Origin of the sequence: Nocardia coffeae (assembly GCF_019890715.1) — a bacterium.
Taxonomy (GTDB): domain Bacteria; phylum Actinomycetota; class Actinomycetes; order Mycobacteriales; family Mycobacteriaceae; genus Nocardia; species Nocardia jiangxiensis.
The window spans coordinates 98,585-115,790 of record NZ_JAINZY010000008.1 but is presented as its reverse complement, the minus strand read 5'-3'; the positions used below and the strand labels follow the sequence as shown (position 1 = coordinate 115,790).

The window sequence follows — 17,206 nt, the reverse complement described above, 5'->3', positions numbered from 1 at the left end:
GCTCAATCGGTTTCGGTCACGAAATCGATGAGCCGCTCCACCGCGCCGAGCAGCGGCGCCTCGAGATCGCGAAAGGAGTCCACCGCGTTGTAGACCCGCCGCCAGCCCTCCTGCGGTGTGCCCCAGCCCAGCCGGCGGCACACACCGGTCTTCCAGTCCTGCCCGCGCGGCACCCGCGGCCACTCCGCGATGCCCAGCGCCTGCGGTCGTACCGCCTGCCAGACGTCGATGTAGGGATGTCCGGTGACCAGGACGTCCGGGCCCAGGCCCGTGGTGAGCGTGGTCTCCTTCGATCCGGCGACCAGGTGGTCGACCAGGACGCCCACGCGATGCTGCGGTCCGGGTTCGAATTCGGTCAGCCGCGCGGCCAGATTGTCCAGGCCCTCGAGATGTTCGACGACCACGCCCTCCACCCGCAGATCGTGCCCCCAGACCCGTTCCACCAGCGCGGCGTCGTGCACACCCTCGACCCAGATGCGGCTGCCGCGCGCGACCCGGGCGCGCAATCCCTCCACCCGGGTTGACCCGGATGCCGAGCGAGTGGGACGTTGCGGTGTGGCGGCCTTCGGGCGCACCAGGGTCACCGGCTGTCCATCGATGAGGAACGCCGCTTCGCGCAACGCGAACAGGCGCACCAGCCCGTGCCGGTCCTCGAGTTTGACGAACTCGCCGTCGTAGGTGCGCTCGAAACCCACGACGGCGCCGCAGAATCCGGTGGCGGCGTCCTCGGCGACCAGATCGCGGTCGGCGCTGACCTCGGGCACCGCGCGCTTACGGGTGCGGGAATGGCCTGAGTAGATATCGCCGTACTCGTTCACCCGCTCGAAAATACAGTCTCGGCAACGTTTTGCGCGTCCTTGCCCGGTTGCGGACGTCCAGGACGGTTACTGTTGAGAGCGTGGCCGCTATCGTGTGGCTGGTCGCGGGCATCGCGCTCGCCGCCGCCGAAATGCTCACCGGTGACTTCACGCTGCTCATGCTGGGCGGCGCCGCACTGGTGACTGCCGGTGTGGCCGGAATCGCGGATACCGCGGTGGTCACCGACGCCATCGTCTTCGGGGTCAGCGCACTGGCGCTGTTGTTCCTGGTGCGTCCGATCATGTTGCGGCGCTTCTCCGTTCCGCCGCCGACGCCGACGAATGTGCACGCCCTGCCGGGCAAGACGGCCAAGGTGCTCGAGACCGTCAACGACGAAACGGGCCGGGTCAAGATCGACGGAGAGGTGTGGAGCGCCAGACCTCTGGACCCGTCCGAGGAATATGCCGAAGGGGAAACCGTGTACGTGATGAAGATCGACGGTGCGCATGCCGTCGTGTGGAAGGGGCCGTAAATGGTTGCACTGATCGTCGCCGTAGTCCTGGTCCTATTGGTCGCGGTGGTGGTGTTCAAGTCGATCGCGCTGGTGCCGCAGGCCGAGGCCGCGGTGATCGAGCGGCTGGGCCGGTATTCACGCACCGTGTCGGGTCAGCTGACTTTCCTGGTCCCGTTCGCCGACCGGGTGCGCGCGAAGGTAGATCTGCGCGAGCGGGTGGTGTCGTTCCCGCCGCAGCCGGTGATCACCCAGGACAACCTGACCGTGCAGATCGACTCGGTGGTGTACTTCCAGGTCACCAGCCCGCAGGCCGCGGTGTACGAGATCAGCAACTACATCGCCGCGGTCGAGCAGTTGACCATCACCACCCTGCGCAACGTGGTCGGCGGGATGACCCTGGAGGAGACGCTGACCTCCCGCGACCAGATCAACTCGCAGCTGCGCGGTGTCCTGGACGAGGCCACCGGCCGCTGGGGACTGCGCGTAGCGCGCGTCGAGCTCAAGGCCATCGATCCGCCGCCGTCGATTCAGGAGTCGATGGAGAAGCAGATGAAGGCCGACCGGGAGAAGCGCGCGATGATCCTCACCGCGGAGGGTAATCGCGAAGCGCAGATCCGTACGGCCGAGGGTGCCAAGCAGGCGCAGATCCTCTCCGCCGAGGGTTCCAAGCAGTCGGCGATTCTGGGCGCGGAAGGTGAGCGCCAGAGCCGGATCCTGCGCGCCCAGGGTGAACGCGCCGCGGCCTACCTGCAGGCCCAAGGCGAGGCCAAGGCCATTGAAAAGGTCTTCGCCGCAATCAAATCCGGTAAGCCGACTCCGGAACTGCTTGCGTACCAGTACATGCAGACGCTGCCGGAGGTGGCCAAGGGCGACGCCAACAAGGTGTGGATGGTGCCCAGCGACTTCGGTAAGGCGCTGGAGGGGTTCGCCCGCAACTTCGGCACCCAGGGCGAGGACGGCGTGTTCCGCTACGAGTCGAGTGCCGACGGCGCGGAAACCTCTGGCGGCGAGGACGATTCGGACGAGGTCGCCGACTGGTTCGACGTCAAGACCGACCCGGCCGCCGAACGCGCGGTGCGTGCGGCCGAGGCTGCCGCGGCCGCACCGGTGGAGGCGCCCTCGATCGGCCAGCGCGGCGCGCCCTCGCAGAGCGCGATCGGTCAACAGCCGAATCCCGCACAGTTCCAGCCGCAACCGCCGTCGGCGCAGTACCAGCCGCCGCCGGCCCAGTATCAGCAGCCCCAGCAGCCGCGCTCGGGGCAGGGTGAGTCCCAGGGCTGGCGCCCGCCGGAGCCACCCGCGCGGTAACGCGTCGTCCCGGTCCGGCGATACTCGAATGACGGACCGGGACAAGGCGGTTCGCGTACTGCCAGGAAAGCGGTATCCGGGGGATGATCGCACGACGAGCGATTCTGCAGGGCGGGCTCGTCCTGCCGCTGGCGGCCGCGTGCACGCCAGAAGTCCTGGGCGGCGATTCCGGTGCGGTGCGGATCGCGGTGTCCTGGAGTGGAAACGAGCTCACCGCCTTTCGCGCGGTGTTGGCGGGGCTGGCCTCCACGGGCGCGTTCACCGGCCGGGTGGAGGTGGTACCGCTCGGCGATGACATCAATACCGCGCTGAGTGCGGGCGGCCGTGATGCGCCGGATATCGTCATGCTGCCCGATCCGGGCGCGATCCAGACCTCGGCCCGCGCGGTATTGCGGGCGCTGCCCGAATTGCGCGCCGAGTCGATCTGGCAGCCCGACGGCCGTCAGGTCTATTCCGCGTCCTGGTACAACCTGCTGTGGCATGCGGATTGCGGTCGCAGCCCACAGCTCTACGGCGTTCCGTTCAAGGCGGCGAACATGTCGCTGATCTGGTTCGATCGCTCGGCTTTTCCGGGGTACGACTCCCGGACCTGCACCTCGACCGGAACCGATGGGCCCGAGCGGTGGTCGCTGACGGACTGGGGCGCCTATATCGAACAGTTCGCGCGCAGCGGCCGGCATCTGTTCGCGCTCGGTGCCGCGGACGGTTGGGTACTGGCCTACCACTTCGCGAATGTGCTGCGGGCGGTCGCCCCGAGGGCCTACGAGGCGCTGTCCGGACCGGACGTGTCGGCGGGAGAGTGCTGGCCGCCCAGGCGATCCGGGCTGCCGTCGCCGAACTGGAATCATCATCATGTGCGGGCCGCGCTGACGATGCTCGGCAAGATCTGGTGTGTTCCAGGGGGATTCGCGGGCGGTGTCGCCGAGCCGCTGCGGCGGCAGTTCCCCGATGCGATCCGCGACGTTTTCCAGCATCGTCGGGCGGCCATGGTGGTCGCCCCCGATTATGCGGAACCGATAGTGCGGGACTGCTTGCGGCGCACCGGGCGTCCCGACTGCAGTGTCGGCGTGATGGGCTTTCCGGGGTATCAGGCGTGGAACGACCATCCGCCGAATATCGGTGGCGGCGACGTCATGGTCATCACCGCGGATGCCTCGCCCCGGGCCGAGGATCTGGTCGCCGCGCTCGCGGCGGCGAATGCCTCCCAACCGTGGATCGCGCACTACGGCGGTTTCGTGCCGCCGAATCTGAACACCGCGACGCCCGCGTCGTACTCCGGTCTGTTCAACGGCGTCGCCGATCGAATGACCAGGTGGGACGTGTTCGACTTCGCCGATCTGGTCGGGCCGCGCGGGCGGCGAGACGGGTTGTGGCGCATCTTGACCCGCTTTCTCATCGACGTCGGTGATCGCGGTGAGCAAGCGGTGGGACCGGCGACCGAACGGGCCATCGGAGATCTCGAACGGACGTGGGAATGACCGTCGACCGGATCGAAGCCAACGGCCTCACGATGGAGCTCGCGCCGCGCCGCTTGTCGGGGCGGTTGATCGGCGGATGGTATCTGCGCGGCGTCGTCGCACTCGTGGTGCAACTCCCGGCTCTGGCGCTGGGGGCATTGGTACTGGTGCCGACGGGATGGTCGGTGGCGGTCGTGGTGTTCTCGCCCCGGTTTCGTTTCGTCACCATATGTTCCGCCGCGGTGATCTGCGCGGTGTGGACCTGGCGGCGGCTGGAGAGTCCGGCCGGCTCGCCCAAGCGCTGGTGGCGCAAGCCCAAGTCGGCGCAGGCACGTTCGCCGAAGCGCAAGACACCGAAGGCCCGATGGGTCCCGCGCTGGCCCGAGCTGTGTGTGTGGCTGGCCTGGCTCGGCGGCGCCATATGGGCGGCTGTCTATTTCGGTTCGCGAGGAAATTGGGGCTGGTCCCAGGTCGCCGGTGCGGGTGCGGTCCTGATCGGTGTCTGGTGGTGGCTCGGGCGGCGGTGGCCGGGGCGCTGGTATTGGGGTGTGTTGCTGCCCGCCGTGGTGGCGGTCGCGGGCATCATCGCCGCGATCGTGGCCACTGCGGGGAGCGAGGCGTACTGGATGACGCTGGTGTGGGTGGCGGCGACATTCGGACTGCTCGTGTTCACGGTGTGGATGGCCTGGTTGCTGCGCCGCACCTGGTGGCCGTGGTGGCCACTGATCGTGCCGTTCGGGGTCTCGGCATTCGTGGCGGGTCTGGCCTGGCGGTTGATCTTCGAGCCGATCGTGGACCCGGTCACCGATGTGCGATTCCAGGCGTTCCTGTACGCGTTGATGCTGGGTGCGGCCTTCGCCTGGATCTGGTTCGGCGCGTTGTTCGTCCTGTTGCGGGCCGCGGCGGCCAGCATCGAGTCCGATCCGGTTCGCCGCGCGTATCTGGAGCGCAGGACCGGGTTCCGTCGCTACTGGCGGCTCGTGGTGATGCTGAACCCGGTCATCATGATCGTCGGCCTGGTCGTGACCGTGGCCGCGGCGCGTGTTTTCGACATCATTCTCGTGGGCGTGCCCGGACCGTTGCAGTACACGCTGGACAGCGTGACTGTGCACTGGTGGCATCTGCCGTCCGACACCGCGGCCGATCATGTTGCCGCAGCGGCATTCTCGATGCCGCTGGCCCTCGTGGTCGGGGTGGTCGCCTGGTTCCTGCAGGTCGGCATCCGGCGGCATCACGCCCGGTGGCCCGCGGCGGGCGCGGTCGCGGTGCCGGTTCGACTGCGCATTCCGGTCTCGGGCGCGACCGGGTCCGGGTCGGGTCTGGCCGCACACGAGAGGTGGATCCTGACGTGTGTGCGGGCGGTGCGGGGCGGGATGGCGAAACGCCGGACCCCCGTGCGGTCCGGGTCGGCCGCGAAAGAGCCTGGGAATCGGCAGGATCCGCCGGTCGTCTCGGGCCTGGCCGAGCGACTGCTGATAGCCGTGGTGCGAGCGGGCCGCCTGTGTGCGCGAATCGGGGTGGTGCCGTTGGCGGCGCTGGCCCCGTTGGTGGTGTTGTTCGTGATGACGTGGGCGGGATTCGACGGCCCGGCGCTGGTCGGGGCGACATCGATCTGGAGCGATACCGAACTCTGGCGCGGGCTGATGGATACCGGCGTGGTCGCGGTGGTGGCCACGTTCCTGACCGTGAGCGCGGCGCTGCCACCGGCCTACTATGCGGCGACGCTGCGACCGGACAAAGTGCCCTCCCGTGTGCTGATGACGTTCCTGGTCGTCTTCGCGGTGCTGCCCGCCCAGGTCTACCTCGGGCCGATCCGGGCGATCATCAACCGATACGACCTGGCCGGGACGTCGATTCCGCTGATTCTGATGCATGCGGCGATCGGGCTGCCGATCGCGATCATGATCCTGCGCGGTGCGCTTCTGGCCCCGGCCGATGGTCCGCTGTCGGACACCCGCCGGGAACCGGCGAGTACCTCGATCATGGTGCGCAGCGTATTGCACAGCGCCGGACCGGCTCTCGTCGCGGTCGCGGTTCTGCAACTGGTCCAGGTGTGGAACGACTTCTTCATCGGGTTGCAGGTGCGCGGCGCGGACGCGAGCCCCTGGTCGCTGCTGCTGTGGAGTAACGCGCGCCAATTCCACGAGAGCACAGCGCATCTGGCCGCGGGGGCGCTGTTGTCCGCAGTGCCGCCGGTCGTGCTGCTGCTGGCGACCTGGCGACGATTCCTGGTGCCGGGATTGACCGGGGGAGCGCTGCGATGACGTCGGCAGAGGATTCCGTCGATTTCGGCCCGGACGAATTCGCCGTCGAGTCACCGGTACAGATCGTCGCGAAATCCTCGCTGTGGCAGGGATTCTTGCGGTCCGCGTCGGTACTGAGTACCTCGTTGCTATTGGAATTGATCAGCAAACTTCTGGAGAATCGCGTTGGGCAGAGTCCGACGCTCGCGTCGGCGTCGTCGTGGCTCAGCCGGATCGCCATTCTGGTGGTCCTGATCGCGGCGGCATATCTGATTCTGCGCCGACTGACCACGATGCAGGACCGGGTGCGCGTGCGGCGGGAAATGCGGTTGACCGCCGATCTGATTTCGCCGGGCCCGGCGGTGAAATCTTCGGCGCCGCCACCGGACCGGGAGACGAGACCGCTTGCGCGCCGGGAATATCCGACTCTGTCGGATTGCCAGCAGTTGTGGAAGGCCCAGGTGGTGCGGGTGCTCGACGCGCTGCCCTTCGAACAGTACGAGGCTGCCGCACTGTACGACCTGGTCTCGGCCGTCCTGACCGCCCGGCGGCGGCTTCCGCTGGACGAGGCGCCGCAACCGATTTCCGCGACGGCGGAGATCGACCGAATGACCCGGGCCGGAGTGCTGACCAGCGCCGCCGGCGACCGGATCGTGGTGCGGCGTGGGGTCGTGCCCCCGGTGCTGGTGCTGTGGGTGCTGGTGCAGCGGATGCTGATTCGGCAGGACGTGCGGCAATTCGGCCCGGTGCGTTCGGTGGTCATGTGGCGGGTACTGCCCGACGGAATATGTTCCAGGATCGACGAAGAGCCCGAATGGGACGCCGGACTGCCCGCGCTGGTCCGTCACCACGCGGATCTGGCGACTCGGTGGGCGGCCGCACTGAATACCCGCCGATTGGGCGGGGGTGCGCAGCGCTGGTTCGGTCAGGAGGCCGAGCATCTGCTCGGGTTGATCAGGGTGTGCGGCGGGATGCGCGAGCAAGCTGTGCGCGACGCGGCCGTCCCGGATCTGCTGCGCATCGCGGACGCCCTGGATCGCTGGTATGCCCGCAACGGCTGGAGCGCGGCGAAAAACGGCCTGGCGGAACAGGTCTCCCAACTCCTCACACCCGACGACCAGCCGGTGGAATACGAGTTGACGCAGCTCCGGCGAGCCGACCCCGACCGGAGAACCGACACCGGCGATCCGGCGATCGAATCATCCGTGTCCTGGCTGCATCGGTACAAGGCTCCGCTGATGGCGCGGCGCGATGAGCGCGAGGCGTGGAAACTCCTGACCGGGCAGTGCGGCCCGGACGAGGTGAAGCTGGCAGGCGCACTACTCGAGCGGGCGTGGCGGCGATTGCCCGCCCGGGACGCCGCCGGATCGGTCTGCTTGCTGGTCGACCTGGCGATCGTGCGGTTGCACGAGGGCAGACTCGAGGCCGCGCGGAACTGCCTCGCGGTGGCGCAGTCGCTGGCCGGTGACGATCGCGATCCGGCCGGGTTGGCGCACGTCTACGAAATCCTGGGCGTGCTGCGGTGGATTCGCGGCGAACCGCGGCGGGCCCTGCACGACTGGCAGCGGGCGCTCAGCCGCTTCCGGGATCTGAATCACGACCTCGGGACCGCACGCTGCCTGCAACACCTGGGATCGGCGGTCGCGGAGTTCCCCGAATACGGCGGGCTGCTGGTGGGCGGGGAGCCGTGGCGGGGTGAGGTGCTGCGGCAGGCCGGTGGCTGGCTGGCCCAGGCCGTGCGCATGCGCGAGGCCATCGGCCCCGATGCGGATACCGGACGCCTACCTGCGGAATTGCCGGCCAACCGGGCGCTGGAGAAGGTGCGCGGACGACTGGCGCAGGAGCCGGGTTTATTCGATCCGGAGCTGCCGTCGCCCGACGAACTGCTGCTCGACGGCGTCGACCGCTGGCCGCTACCGGCTCCAGAGGACGCCGGATCGCTCTCGTAAGGGCCTTTGGCAAGAAAGTTTCGGAGATCTGGATCACATTTTTGTTGTGATCTCGAACACGTAACGAACCGTTAATGACAATTGTGTAAGCCGTTACCTTTTCGATGTCATCCGTCGAAAATCGGCTCTAACCTCATGTATATGTTGACGGTATCGACTTGTTACCTCAACGTGATCTGCGGCGAATTCTCCGTTACCGTCGTCGGCAGCTCGAAACAGAGCTGAGACTCGAATCGCCGAACACCGGAAGCCTCGTCCCGTGATTCGAGTTCGCACCCGACATCCCTGGGGACGAGATCCGGTAACGCACGAACTTCCGGACGGCTGGGCGCAGGCAGGAAAATCCTATGCTTCGCAACCGCAAGATCAGCACGCTCGGACTCACCGCCGTCGCAGGCGCCCTCATCGCCGTCCCGTTCGGCCTGACCGCGAACGCTTCCGCGGCTGGCGGGCACAACTGGGATGCCGTCGCGCAGTGCGAGGCGAGCGGCAACTGGGGCGCCAACACCGGTAACGGCTTCTACGGCGGCCTGCAGTTCACCCAGAGCACCTGGAACTCCTACGGCGGCAGCGGCAACGCGGCCAACGCCAGCCGCGCAGAGCAGATTCGCGTCGGCGAGAACGTGCTCGCGGGCCAGGGCCCCGGCGCCTGGCCGGTGTGTGGCCGCTACCTGTAAGCAGCCTACCCGCGAGGGAACAGATTCATCACGGCCCTGTCATCCGGTATGTCCGGATGGCAGGGCCGTGGTCGTTGTTCGGTAGGTCTCGATGGCTCCCGCGGGTTCACCCTTCTGCGCAGGTGAGAGAATAGTTCGGTCACAGAACTATCTGGCCGAGAGGATGCGAAGACTGTCTGCCTACTCGGTAGCAGCATCGGTCCAGGGTCGACGCAATTCGCCGAGCTGTTGCGGGGATTGTGCACTGCGGTCGGATTCGGGTCACCCTCCGGATACCTCGATGATGTTCTGTTCTAGAATAATCACGTTGTGTCTGCGGAAGGGTCTGTGATGCTGTTCGTCGAGTCGGCTCGTCCCCGGTTCGTGCGTGAGCATTCCCGCGCCGGATGGCTCGCGGTGGGGGCGGTGTGTCTCGGGGCGTTCATGGGTCAGCTCGACGCCAGCATCGTCACCTTGACGTTTCCGTCCGTGCAGCACGAGTTCCGGGCCTCGCTGGCCGGGGTGGAGTGGGTGTCGCTGGCCTATCTGCTGACCGTCGTCGGGCTGGTCGTCGCCGCGGGGCGGATCGCCGATTCGATCGGGCGCAAGGCTGTTTATCTGCAAGGGTTCGTCGTGTTCACCGCCGCTTCGGCGGCCTGCGCCCTGGCGCCCGGCCTCGGCTGGCTGATCGGCTTCCGGGTGCTGCAGGCCGTCGGCGCGGCCATGTTGCAGGCCAACAGCGTCGCACTGGTGGTCACCAGCGTGCCGGCGAAACGGATGCGCGCCGCGCTCGGTGTGCAGGCCGGGGCTCAGGCTCTCGGGCTGGCGCTGGGACCGGCGATCGGCGGAATGCTCGTCGATTCGGTCGGCTGGCGGTGGGTCTACGGGGTCAACGTGCCGGTCGGCGTCATCGCGCTGATCGCGGGACGGTATCTGCTGCCGCGCACTCGGCAGCGCTCGGTCCTGCACGAATTCGATTGGCGCGGGCTGTTGCTGCTGATCCTGTGCACCAGCTCGCTGCTGCTGGCGGTGTCCTCGGTGTCGGGGCTGGCGGTCCCGGCGTGGGCGCCGGTCGCGCTGGGGGTGCTGGCGGCGGCGGCCGGGGCGGGGTTGTGGTGGTGGTCGCGGCGTGCCGCGGATCCGCTCATCGATCTGACGATGCTGCGCCCCACGGCGGTCAGCGTGGGACTGGTCGGAGCGTTCGCCGCATATCTGGTGCTGTTCGGACCGCTGGCGCTGTTCCCACAGTTGCACGGTGCGAGCGTCGCCGGAACCGGGCTGATCCTGACCGCGCTGCCCGCCGGATTCGCGCTGGCGGCTGTGACCGGCGGCCGGGTGCTTCCCTTGCACTGGCACGGGCGGCGCCGCGAACGTCTCGGCGCGGCGATGGCCACGATCGCACTGGCCGCGCTGCTGGCCGACCCGGCCTCGGCGTGGTGGGCCTTCGGCTGGCTGGGTCTGCTCGGGCTCGGTCTGGGCATCTTCATTCCCAGCAACAACACCGCCATCATGAGCGCGGTCCCGGCGGGCCGATCCGGCACCAGCGGGGGACTGGTCAATATGGCGCGCGGCCTGGGCACCGCCGGTGGCGTCGCGGTGGTGACTCTCGCCCTGCATCTGGATGGCAGTTCCGATGGCGCGGTCTCGGGATCGCGGATCGCGCTGGGCGGGCTGCTGCTGTTCGCGATCCTGGCCGTCGCCACGACGTCGACCGCGCGTCGGGCAGAATCCGGAAGATCATCTCAGCGTGAGGAGTCGCCGATGACCACATCCGCCGCCGAGGGCTCGCCGGTCACCACCGTGCGGCCCGACGAGAACGCCATCGCCGAGATCATCGCCTGCCTGCGCCGCGCGATGCGCCGCGCGGCGCGGGCCGCGGATCCGGCCAATACTCTCTCGGTCGCTCAGCTCGAGCTGCTGTCGAGTGTGTCCGAGCATCCGGGCGTGCGTCCCGGTCAGCTGGCGCGCCTGTTGCGCCTGGCGCCCAACTCGGTGACCACACTGGTCAACGGTCTGCAGGCGCAGAACATGATCACCCGCGCCCCAGGGGAGGACCGGCGCGCGGTCACCCTGACGCTCACCGACGAAGGCCGCGCCGCGGTGCGCGCCTGGCAGTCGACCAATACCGACATCCTGCGCACCGCGCTGGACGACCTGCACCCCGGCTGGCAGCACCTGCTGGCCGCGGCCATGCCCGCGCTGACCGAACTCACCCGTGCCATCGACACTCTCGCCGACCCCGTTCCGGCACAACGAGATTCGGAGACCACGGCACACAGTGGCCGAGTGCGCCGGGAACCTGCTACGAGTCCGTCGGAGGGGTAGCCGGGTGGCGAGTCCAGCCGGCGTCGAGGGCGGCGGTCTGCAGTGCGTCGAGTCCGAAGGCATCGACCGGGCCCAGGGCGCCGGTGTCGAGCAGGCCGCCGCTCAGGGCGGTATCGGCTGCCCAGGCCAGCATCGCCGCGGTGAACGTGTAGGGATCGCCGCCCTCGAGCGTGACGCTCGACAGAATCTTCCCGGCGTCATCACGAGCTTCCGCGACTACCCGGGACCGGGTGCGGCCGAGGGACCCGGCTCCCGGGCCGCCGGTGGAGCCCTTGACGATTCGGCCCAGCGCGCCGTCGAGCACCTGCTTCAACGCGCTCGACCTCGCAGCGATCGCGGCCAGCTGTGATCCGGCCCGCAGCCCATGCGCCGCGAGCAGCGGCAGGCCCAGGAAGACGTCGACCCGACGCAGTTGCGGATAGGAGCGAGTCAGCGCGAAATGTTCCGACCCGGGGATCGACACTCCCGTGCGTTCGGACCCGGCGACGTCGAAGGAACGCAGATGTGTGCCGGACACCTCGGTGACGACCCGACCGCCGCGCAGCGCGAAGCCGGGTTCGAACAACATCCCGGCCATGGAGGCCCGGGTGCCACCGCTCGTGCCGGGGTGATCCATGAAATAGCCGATGTCGGCACGGGTAGCGGCGGGCGCCGCGCGCAACGCCAGCGCGGCGGCCAGATTGCCCGGCACGTAGTCGAACCCGAACGCGGTCAGCAGCGCCGACCCGGCGGTACGGGCCTGGTCGTCGTGCTCGAACACGCTGCGGATGAACGGCCCTTCGCCGGTGGAATCGATGTAATGGGCGCCGGCGAAGATCGCCGCTTCCAGTGCCGGACGCCCGTGGCGCAGAAACGGCCCGACGGTGGTCACCAGGACATCGCCACGACCGAGCAGAGCGCGCACCGATGCGGGGTCGGTGACGTCGGCGACCGCGGTCGGTGCGCCGCCCAGGTCGGCGGCCAGTTTCTCCAGGGCGGCCGCGTTGCGACCGGCCAGCACGGGGGATGCGCCGCGTGCGGTGAGGACTTCGGCGGTCAGGCGCCCGGTGTACCCGGTCGCCCCGAACAAGACGATCTTCGGCATTGCCGTGATACCTGGCCCTTCTACTCGTTATCGGATATTCGCTGTTCGGCCGTGCAAAAAGACTGAGCGGCAGCAGGTTTCGTCGACCACGACGGTGCGCCCACAGCGTGCTACCGGGGTAGCCGGTCGTCCGGTGCCAGATGGGTGATGCAGAGATCGCGCAGTACGATACCGGGCTCGCTCGCGTGGATCGGCCGCACCGCCTTCAGCAGTTCCACCAGGGTCAGGTGATCTGCCGGATGGATTCCGTCGGTGGGATGGAAATCGACTGTGGCCGTGGCGGTTCCGGCCGCAGTAGTGGTGGCCAGGCGGTAGCGCAGCGGGACGCCGCCGACGCCGCGGGTGCGGATCGAGCGGTAGCCGACCCGCTCGCCGAGGGTGTGCACGGCACCGGAATCCTCGGCGTGGAACACCGGAGCTTCGGAACTCACGTCGGGAAAGGCGGCGGCCTCGAGCACCCGCAGACCGGCGAAATAGTAACCGGGAAGTGCGTTGTCCGGCACCGTGTTCCACGGATATACGCCATCCTCCGGCAGGTCGATCTCCTCGATCAATTCGATCCGGGTGATCTCCCGGGTCGCGGCGGCGAGCGACCGCGTCAGCCGGGCCGCGACCGCCGACTGGAACCCGCCGGTGGCGTGCAGGGTGGATGACCCGGCGCGGCACGCATCGCGAATCTCGTCCAGCGGCAATGCCTCGAGAGGCAGAGCGGTGACGACGTCGCGGCCCGCGCGCAGATGGTCGGGAATTTCGTCGAAGTCTGCGGACAGGTGCACCACGACCACGGCCGAGGACTGTTCCGCGACAACGACATCCGGCTGTTCGGAGATCCGTGAGGCGAGCGCACCACCGCCCAGCACCGCGACCGGAAGCGGGGAACTCATGCTGTCTCCAGACGGAGTCGAGGGCTCAGATCGGGCGTCGCGACACCGGGCGGCGCCAAGCACAGTTCCGGGATGACATCGACCATGGCCTTGACCGAGATATCGGTGACCGCGGACCAGTCACCGCTGTGGGTCTCGTCGTCCAACTCGTTGCGCATCTCGATCCGCGCCGGGCTGCCGTCCAGCGTGATCACATGTCCACTGGCCAGGCTGCGCGGATGGTCCGGGCCGAGATGGGCATTGCCCAACCCGACGTGCCAGCACTCCGCATTGGTCATGAACAACCGGTCTCCGATGTAGCCGCGGTAACTCATATGGATCGCGCCGACCGAACCGGGCTCGATGACGCTGCCGCCCGCCTCCACCCGCACTCGCGCGGGCACCGGGTAGACGTGTCGCTCCACCCGGACCTGATCCGCGCTCACGCCGAACAGCGCGTGCCCGACGTTGGCGAGCACCGCGTCGAAATAGAAGTGCTGCATCAGCGCGATGGCGTGGTTGGAATCGACCGCGCGCAGCGGCATGCCGAAGCCGAGGCTGGCCAGCCCGCCCCACATGCCGTCCGGCGCGCAGGACAGATCGCCGACCTCGAGGAAACGCACCTCCCGCACCTCGTCCAACAGCCCGGCTAGGCGTAACAGCAGTTGCTCGACCATGAGTCCCGGATGCAGGCCCGTGCCGTGCAGCGAGACTCCGCCCCGCAGGCATGCCGCCTGGAGTCGCTCGCCCGATGCCCGGCGCGGAATCGCACGGTCCACGAGTGGTCCCGCGAGCCTGTCCAGCGCCGGTCGAGCGAACCTGACCGGAGGTGAATCCACCACGCGCATCAGCGTTTTCAGTGCCGAGAGTGCCTTGGGCAACTGCGGTCCGAAGGCGCCGCCGGTCACTCGCATCTGCGCGACCGTGCGCAACACCCCCAGTGGTGAACGCGTTTCGGACAGCCACGTCGGCATGGCCGGGTTGTGGTAGGACGCCGCCGACACCACGTTCTTGCCCGACTCCAGCAGATCCAGCACATCGGCGTCCGCACCTTGCACCAGCGCGGGCGTGGTGGGCGTATGCACTACGCAATCCGCCTCCAGGGCAAGGATTTCCGCCTTCGAGGTGGTCGCGGTGATGCCTACCGGCGGCAGTCCGGCCAGTTCGCCGATATCTCGGCCGTGCTTGTGCGGGCTGAACACCTTGACCCCGACGACGTCGAACCGAGGCGACTCGAGCGCCGTGCGCAATGCTCGCCCGCCCATATCGCCGGGGCCCCAGATGATCAGTCGATGCCGACGCGTCACAGAGGTCTCCTTGCCGTTGGCGACATGTCTAGCACGTTAGGCTATGAGACACAAAGACTTCCAGTCTCTTACCGTCTCGCCGCTCAGCAGTCGGCCGGATCGATATCGCGCAGCGCGCGGGCGATCATCCGAATCGGCTCGGCACAGGTGCCGTACCGCCGGGCGGGATCCTTCGCCAGGCATTTGCGCAGAATCGAGCCGACCGCGGTCGGAATCCACGGGCGGCGGCGGGAGATATCGGGCGGTTCGGCAGATATCTGCGCATCGGCCAACCGGAAACGATTCATCAGCGGGAATGGCACCTGGCCGGTGAGCAACTCGGCGGCCGAACAGGCCAGCGCGTACTGGTCGGTCGCCGGTGTCATCGCTCCACCGCACAGCAATTCCGGTGCGGCATAAGGCAGTGAGCCCACCACGAAACCCTCGGGCGTGAGCTGCGGACCGGATCCATCGATCCGGCGGGCGGTGCCGAAATCGGAGAGTTTCACCCGCGCCATCATGTCCGGATCGGGTGCGAACGCACCGCCCTCGCTCAACGCTCTGGCATCGGCCGCGGTCGCCGGTTCGATTCGGCTCAGCAACATGTTCGCCGGTTTGACGTCCAGATGCAGAACTCCCTGGACGTGCGCGTAGTCCAGCGCGTGGGCAATGGCGGTGAGGATCGCGACCACCAGTGCGGGGTCCGGATCGGCGCGCGGTGCGGGCCCGCGAGCGGCGGCCCCGTCGATGTATTCGTGTGAGGACCACAGGCGTCCGTCGAATTCACCGTGCGCGAACATCTGCACGATATTGGGATGGTGCAGTTTCACCGCGACCTCGAATTCATGCACGAATCGCGCCCGCGCCGCGCTCGAACGGCTCGCGGCGGTATTCATGATCTTCAGCGCGAGTGGTCCCTGCCCGTCGTCGGCCAGATATACCTCACTGGTGCCGCCGAGGCCCAACGGCGTTCGAATGACGAACTCCGCGAACCTGTCTCCTGCGCTGAACAACACGGCCACAGCTTAGAACCGCCGGTGCCCGATTTCCCGCTGACGATCGCTCAGGGTTTGCGCCCCATTCCGGCCCATGCCCAGGCGGGGCCCACGTGCGGTTCGGCGTCGTACGGGAGGTCCTCGCCGAGTTCGGGGTGCCAGTCCTCCAGCGTGCTGACCCACGGCGGCATGAGATCGGTTCCGGCGAAAAGGTTTTCGACCTCGGACTGATTTCGCGTGACCAGGGTGAGCCCGCCCCGTGCGGCGGCGTCCACGGCTCGTGCGGCGCCGGAGGCGTTGAAGTCGCCGGTGAAATGACTGATGGCCAGGGAGCTTCCGGGTGCTACGCCATCGAGCAGCCGGGCGACGACATCGTGTATGCCGTCCGCGTCGTGGAAGTACATCAGCACCGAGATCAGCATGATCGCGATCGGGCGTTCCAGGTCCAGGGTGTCGGCCAGGCGCGGATCGCGCAGGATCGATTCCGGATCGAGCAGATCGGCGTGGATGAAGGCGGTCCGGCCCACGGGCGAGCCCTTCATCAGTGCTCGCGCGTGTGCCAGGACCAGCGGATCCTTGTCCACGTAGACGATTCGCGCGGTGCGATCCACCTCCTGGGCCACCTGGTGGGTGTTGCGTGCGGTGGGCAGTCCGGTGCCGATGTCGAGGAATTGGGTGATGCCCAACTCGGTGATCGCATAGCGCACAGTGCGGCCGAGGAAGACCCGATTGGCCCGTGCCATGCTGCGGATGCCGGGAATGTGCGCGGCGATCGCGTTGCCCAGCGTGCGGTCGGCGGGGTAGTTGTCCACACCGCCCAGCCAGTAGTCGTAGACGCGCGCTTCGTGTGCGACGGTGGTGTCGATCGTGGTCGGTAGGCGGCCATCGGTGTCGCCGTCCGGCATGCTGTCCCTCTCCGGTCTCCTGTTTGCGACGCAAGAGTATGCCGGTTCCGAGGCCCGACGGGCGCGGTTCGGCGAATTGTCGGGTTAGGCGCCGTGTGCGACGGGCGGGCTCAGGCGTCGGCGGGCTGTGCGGCCGAGGCCTCGGCGGATGCGGCCTGATCGGTGAATTGGCTTGCGCCCCAGCGGGCGTCGACAACGAGTCCGATGACGCCGATGGCGATGCAGACCCCGGACAGCACCAGCATCGCCGGATCGGTGCGACCGGTCAGCGCATCGCCCAGCACCACCACGCCCACCGTGCCGGGCATGATGCCGATCACCGTGGCCAGCAGGTACGGCACCATACGCACCGACGACAATCCGGCGCAGTAGTTGATCACCGAGAACGGCACCGGTGCGATCAGCCGCAGCGAGCCGACGGCCAGCCAGCCACGTCGGGCCAGTCGGCGATCGACCGCCCGCACCGCGGGATGGTGCAGCCGCTTGGCCACCTGGTCGCGATCGAGCGCGCGCACCAGCAGCAGGGCCAGGATGGCGCTGATGGTCGTCGCCCCGGCGGCGATGCCGACACCGAGCACCGGACCGAACAACAGCCCCGCGCTGAGCGTGAACACCGTGCGGGGGAACGGCGCGGTGGTCACGATCGCGTGCACCAGGAAGAACACGATCGGGAACAGCGGCCCGACCGAATGCGCCCAGTCGCGGATCTGCTGCGGCGCGGGATGCGGAGCCAGCAGGGCCACCGCGACCAGCACGCCGCAGAGGACCAGCAGCGCGATGACGCGCGGATTGCGGAGTCTGCTCAGCACCGAGCCAGAGTACC

General features: G+C 68.2%; 14 protein-coding genes. 7 read left to right on the top strand and 7 right to left on the bottom strand.

The genetic code is table 11. The features are described 5' to 3' along the window. Window positions 1-2: 2 nt before the first annotated feature. Window positions 3-818 carry a DUF3097 domain-containing protein gene (locus K7711_RS27205; protein ID WP_222972303.1) on the bottom strand — a complete coding sequence of 272 codons (816 nt, stop codon included), beginning with the start codon at window positions 816-818 and terminating at the stop codon, window positions 3-5. Between the two features lie 80 nt (window positions 819-898). Between K7711_RS27205 and K7711_RS27200 the strand changes: the two genes are divergently transcribed. From K7711_RS27200 to K7711_RS27170, 7 genes are all read left to right on the top strand, one after another. Next, window positions 899-1,330 carry an NfeD family protein gene (locus tag K7711_RS27200; RefSeq protein WP_040824680.1) on the top strand — a complete coding sequence of 144 codons (432 nt, stop codon included), beginning with the start codon at window positions 899-901 and terminating at the stop codon, window positions 1,328-1,330. After that, window positions 1,331-2,620: an SPFH domain-containing protein gene (locus K7711_RS27195; RefSeq protein WP_222972302.1), complete on the top strand. Its 1,290-nt coding sequence runs from the start codon at window positions 1,331-1,333 to the stop codon at window positions 2,618-2,620. A gap of 83 nt (window positions 2,621-2,703) precedes the next feature. Next, entirely contained in the window at window positions 2,704-4,098 is a 1,395-nt protein-coding gene (locus tag K7711_RS27190) for an ABC transporter substrate-binding protein (RefSeq protein WP_222972301.1), read from the top strand. After that, window positions 4,095-6,341, top strand: coding sequence for a hypothetical protein (locus K7711_RS27185; RefSeq protein ID WP_222972300.1), 2,247 nt, complete (start codon window positions 4,095-4,097; stop codon window positions 6,339-6,341). Before K7711_RS27190 ends, K7711_RS27185 begins: the two co-directional genes overlap by 4 nt. Continuing rightward, window positions 6,338-8,269: a tetratricopeptide repeat protein gene (locus K7711_RS27180; RefSeq protein ID WP_222972299.1), complete on the top strand. Its 1,932-nt coding sequence runs from the start codon at window positions 6,338-6,340 to the stop codon at window positions 8,267-8,269. The genes K7711_RS27185 and K7711_RS27180 overlap by 4 nt, the downstream gene beginning before the upstream one ends. A gap of 347 nt (window positions 8,270-8,616) precedes the next feature. Then, window positions 8,617-8,946: a transglycosylase family protein gene (locus K7711_RS27175; protein WP_222972298.1), complete on the top strand. Its 330-nt coding sequence runs from the start codon at window positions 8,617-8,619 to the stop codon at window positions 8,944-8,946. A gap of 330 nt (window positions 8,947-9,276) precedes the next feature. After that, window positions 9,277-11,250, top strand: coding sequence for an MFS transporter (locus K7711_RS27170; RefSeq protein ID WP_222972297.1), 1,974 nt, complete (start codon window positions 9,277-9,279; stop codon window positions 11,248-11,250). Here the strand turns inward: K7711_RS27170 and K7711_RS27165 are convergent. From K7711_RS27165 to K7711_RS27140, 6 genes are all read right to left on the bottom strand, one after another. Then, window positions 11,228-12,334, bottom strand: coding sequence for a saccharopine dehydrogenase family protein (locus tag K7711_RS27165; protein WP_222972296.1), 1,107 nt, complete (start codon window positions 12,332-12,334; stop codon window positions 11,228-11,230). The genes K7711_RS27170 and K7711_RS27165 overlap by 23 nt on opposite strands. A 110-nt stretch (window positions 12,335-12,444) precedes the next feature. Next, a complete protein-coding gene (locus K7711_RS27160; RefSeq protein ID WP_222972295.1) occupies window positions 12,445-13,218 on the bottom strand; it encodes a hypothetical protein in 774 nt (257 codons plus the stop codon). Then, on the bottom strand, window positions 13,215-14,504 hold the full coding sequence (locus K7711_RS27155) for a hypothetical protein (protein WP_222972294.1): 1,290 nt from the start codon (window positions 14,502-14,504) through the stop codon (window positions 13,215-13,217). Before K7711_RS27155 ends, K7711_RS27160 begins: the two co-directional genes overlap by 4 nt. Before the next feature lie 83 nt (window positions 14,505-14,587). Further along, window positions 14,588-15,499, bottom strand: coding sequence for a serine/threonine-protein kinase (locus tag K7711_RS27150; protein WP_222972293.1), 912 nt, complete (start codon window positions 15,497-15,499; stop codon window positions 14,588-14,590). Window positions 15,500-15,546: 47 nt separating this feature from the next. After that, on the bottom strand, window positions 15,547-16,383 hold the full coding sequence (locus K7711_RS27145) for an SAM-dependent methyltransferase (RefSeq protein ID WP_222972292.1): 837 nt from the start codon (window positions 16,381-16,383) through the stop codon (window positions 15,547-15,549). A 110-nt stretch (window positions 16,384-16,493) separates the two neighbouring features. Beyond that, window positions 16,494-17,192, bottom strand: a complete 699-nt coding sequence (locus K7711_RS27140) for a TVP38/TMEM64 family protein (protein ID WP_222972291.1) — start codon at window positions 17,190-17,192, stop codon at window positions 16,494-16,496. Between the last annotated feature and the right edge of the window lie 14 nt (window positions 17,193-17,206).

Coding starts and splice junctions, on each gene's coding strand:
- K7711_RS27195 (WP_222972302.1), top strand. CDS start 1,331: ATGGTTGCACTGATCGTCGCCGTAGTCCTGGTCCTATTGGTCGCGGTG.
- K7711_RS27190 (WP_222972301.1), top strand. CDS start 2,704: ATGATCGCACGACGAGCGATTCTGCAGGGCGGGCTCGTCCTGCCGCTG.
- K7711_RS27185 (WP_222972300.1), top strand. CDS start 4,095: ATGACCGTCGACCGGATCGAAGCCAACGGCCTCACGATGGAGCTCGCG.
- K7711_RS27180 (WP_222972299.1), top strand. CDS start 6,338: ATGACGTCGGCAGAGGATTCCGTCGATTTCGGCCCGGACGAATTCGCC.
- K7711_RS27175 (WP_222972298.1), top strand. CDS start 8,617: ATGCTTCGCAACCGCAAGATCAGCACGCTCGGACTCACCGCCGTCGCA.
- K7711_RS27170 (WP_222972297.1), top strand. CDS start 9,277: ATGCTGTTCGTCGAGTCGGCTCGTCCCCGGTTCGTGCGTGAGCATTCC.
- K7711_RS27165 (WP_222972296.1), bottom strand. CDS start 12,334: ATGCCGAAGATCGTCTTGTTCGGGGCGACCGGGTACACCGGGCGCCTG.
- K7711_RS27160 (WP_222972295.1), bottom strand. CDS start 13,218: ATGAGTTCCCCGCTTCCGGTCGCGGTGCTGGGCGGTGGTGCGCTCGCC.
- K7711_RS27145 (WP_222972292.1), bottom strand. CDS start 16,383: ATGCCGGACGGCGACACCGATGGCCGCCTACCGACCACGATCGACACC.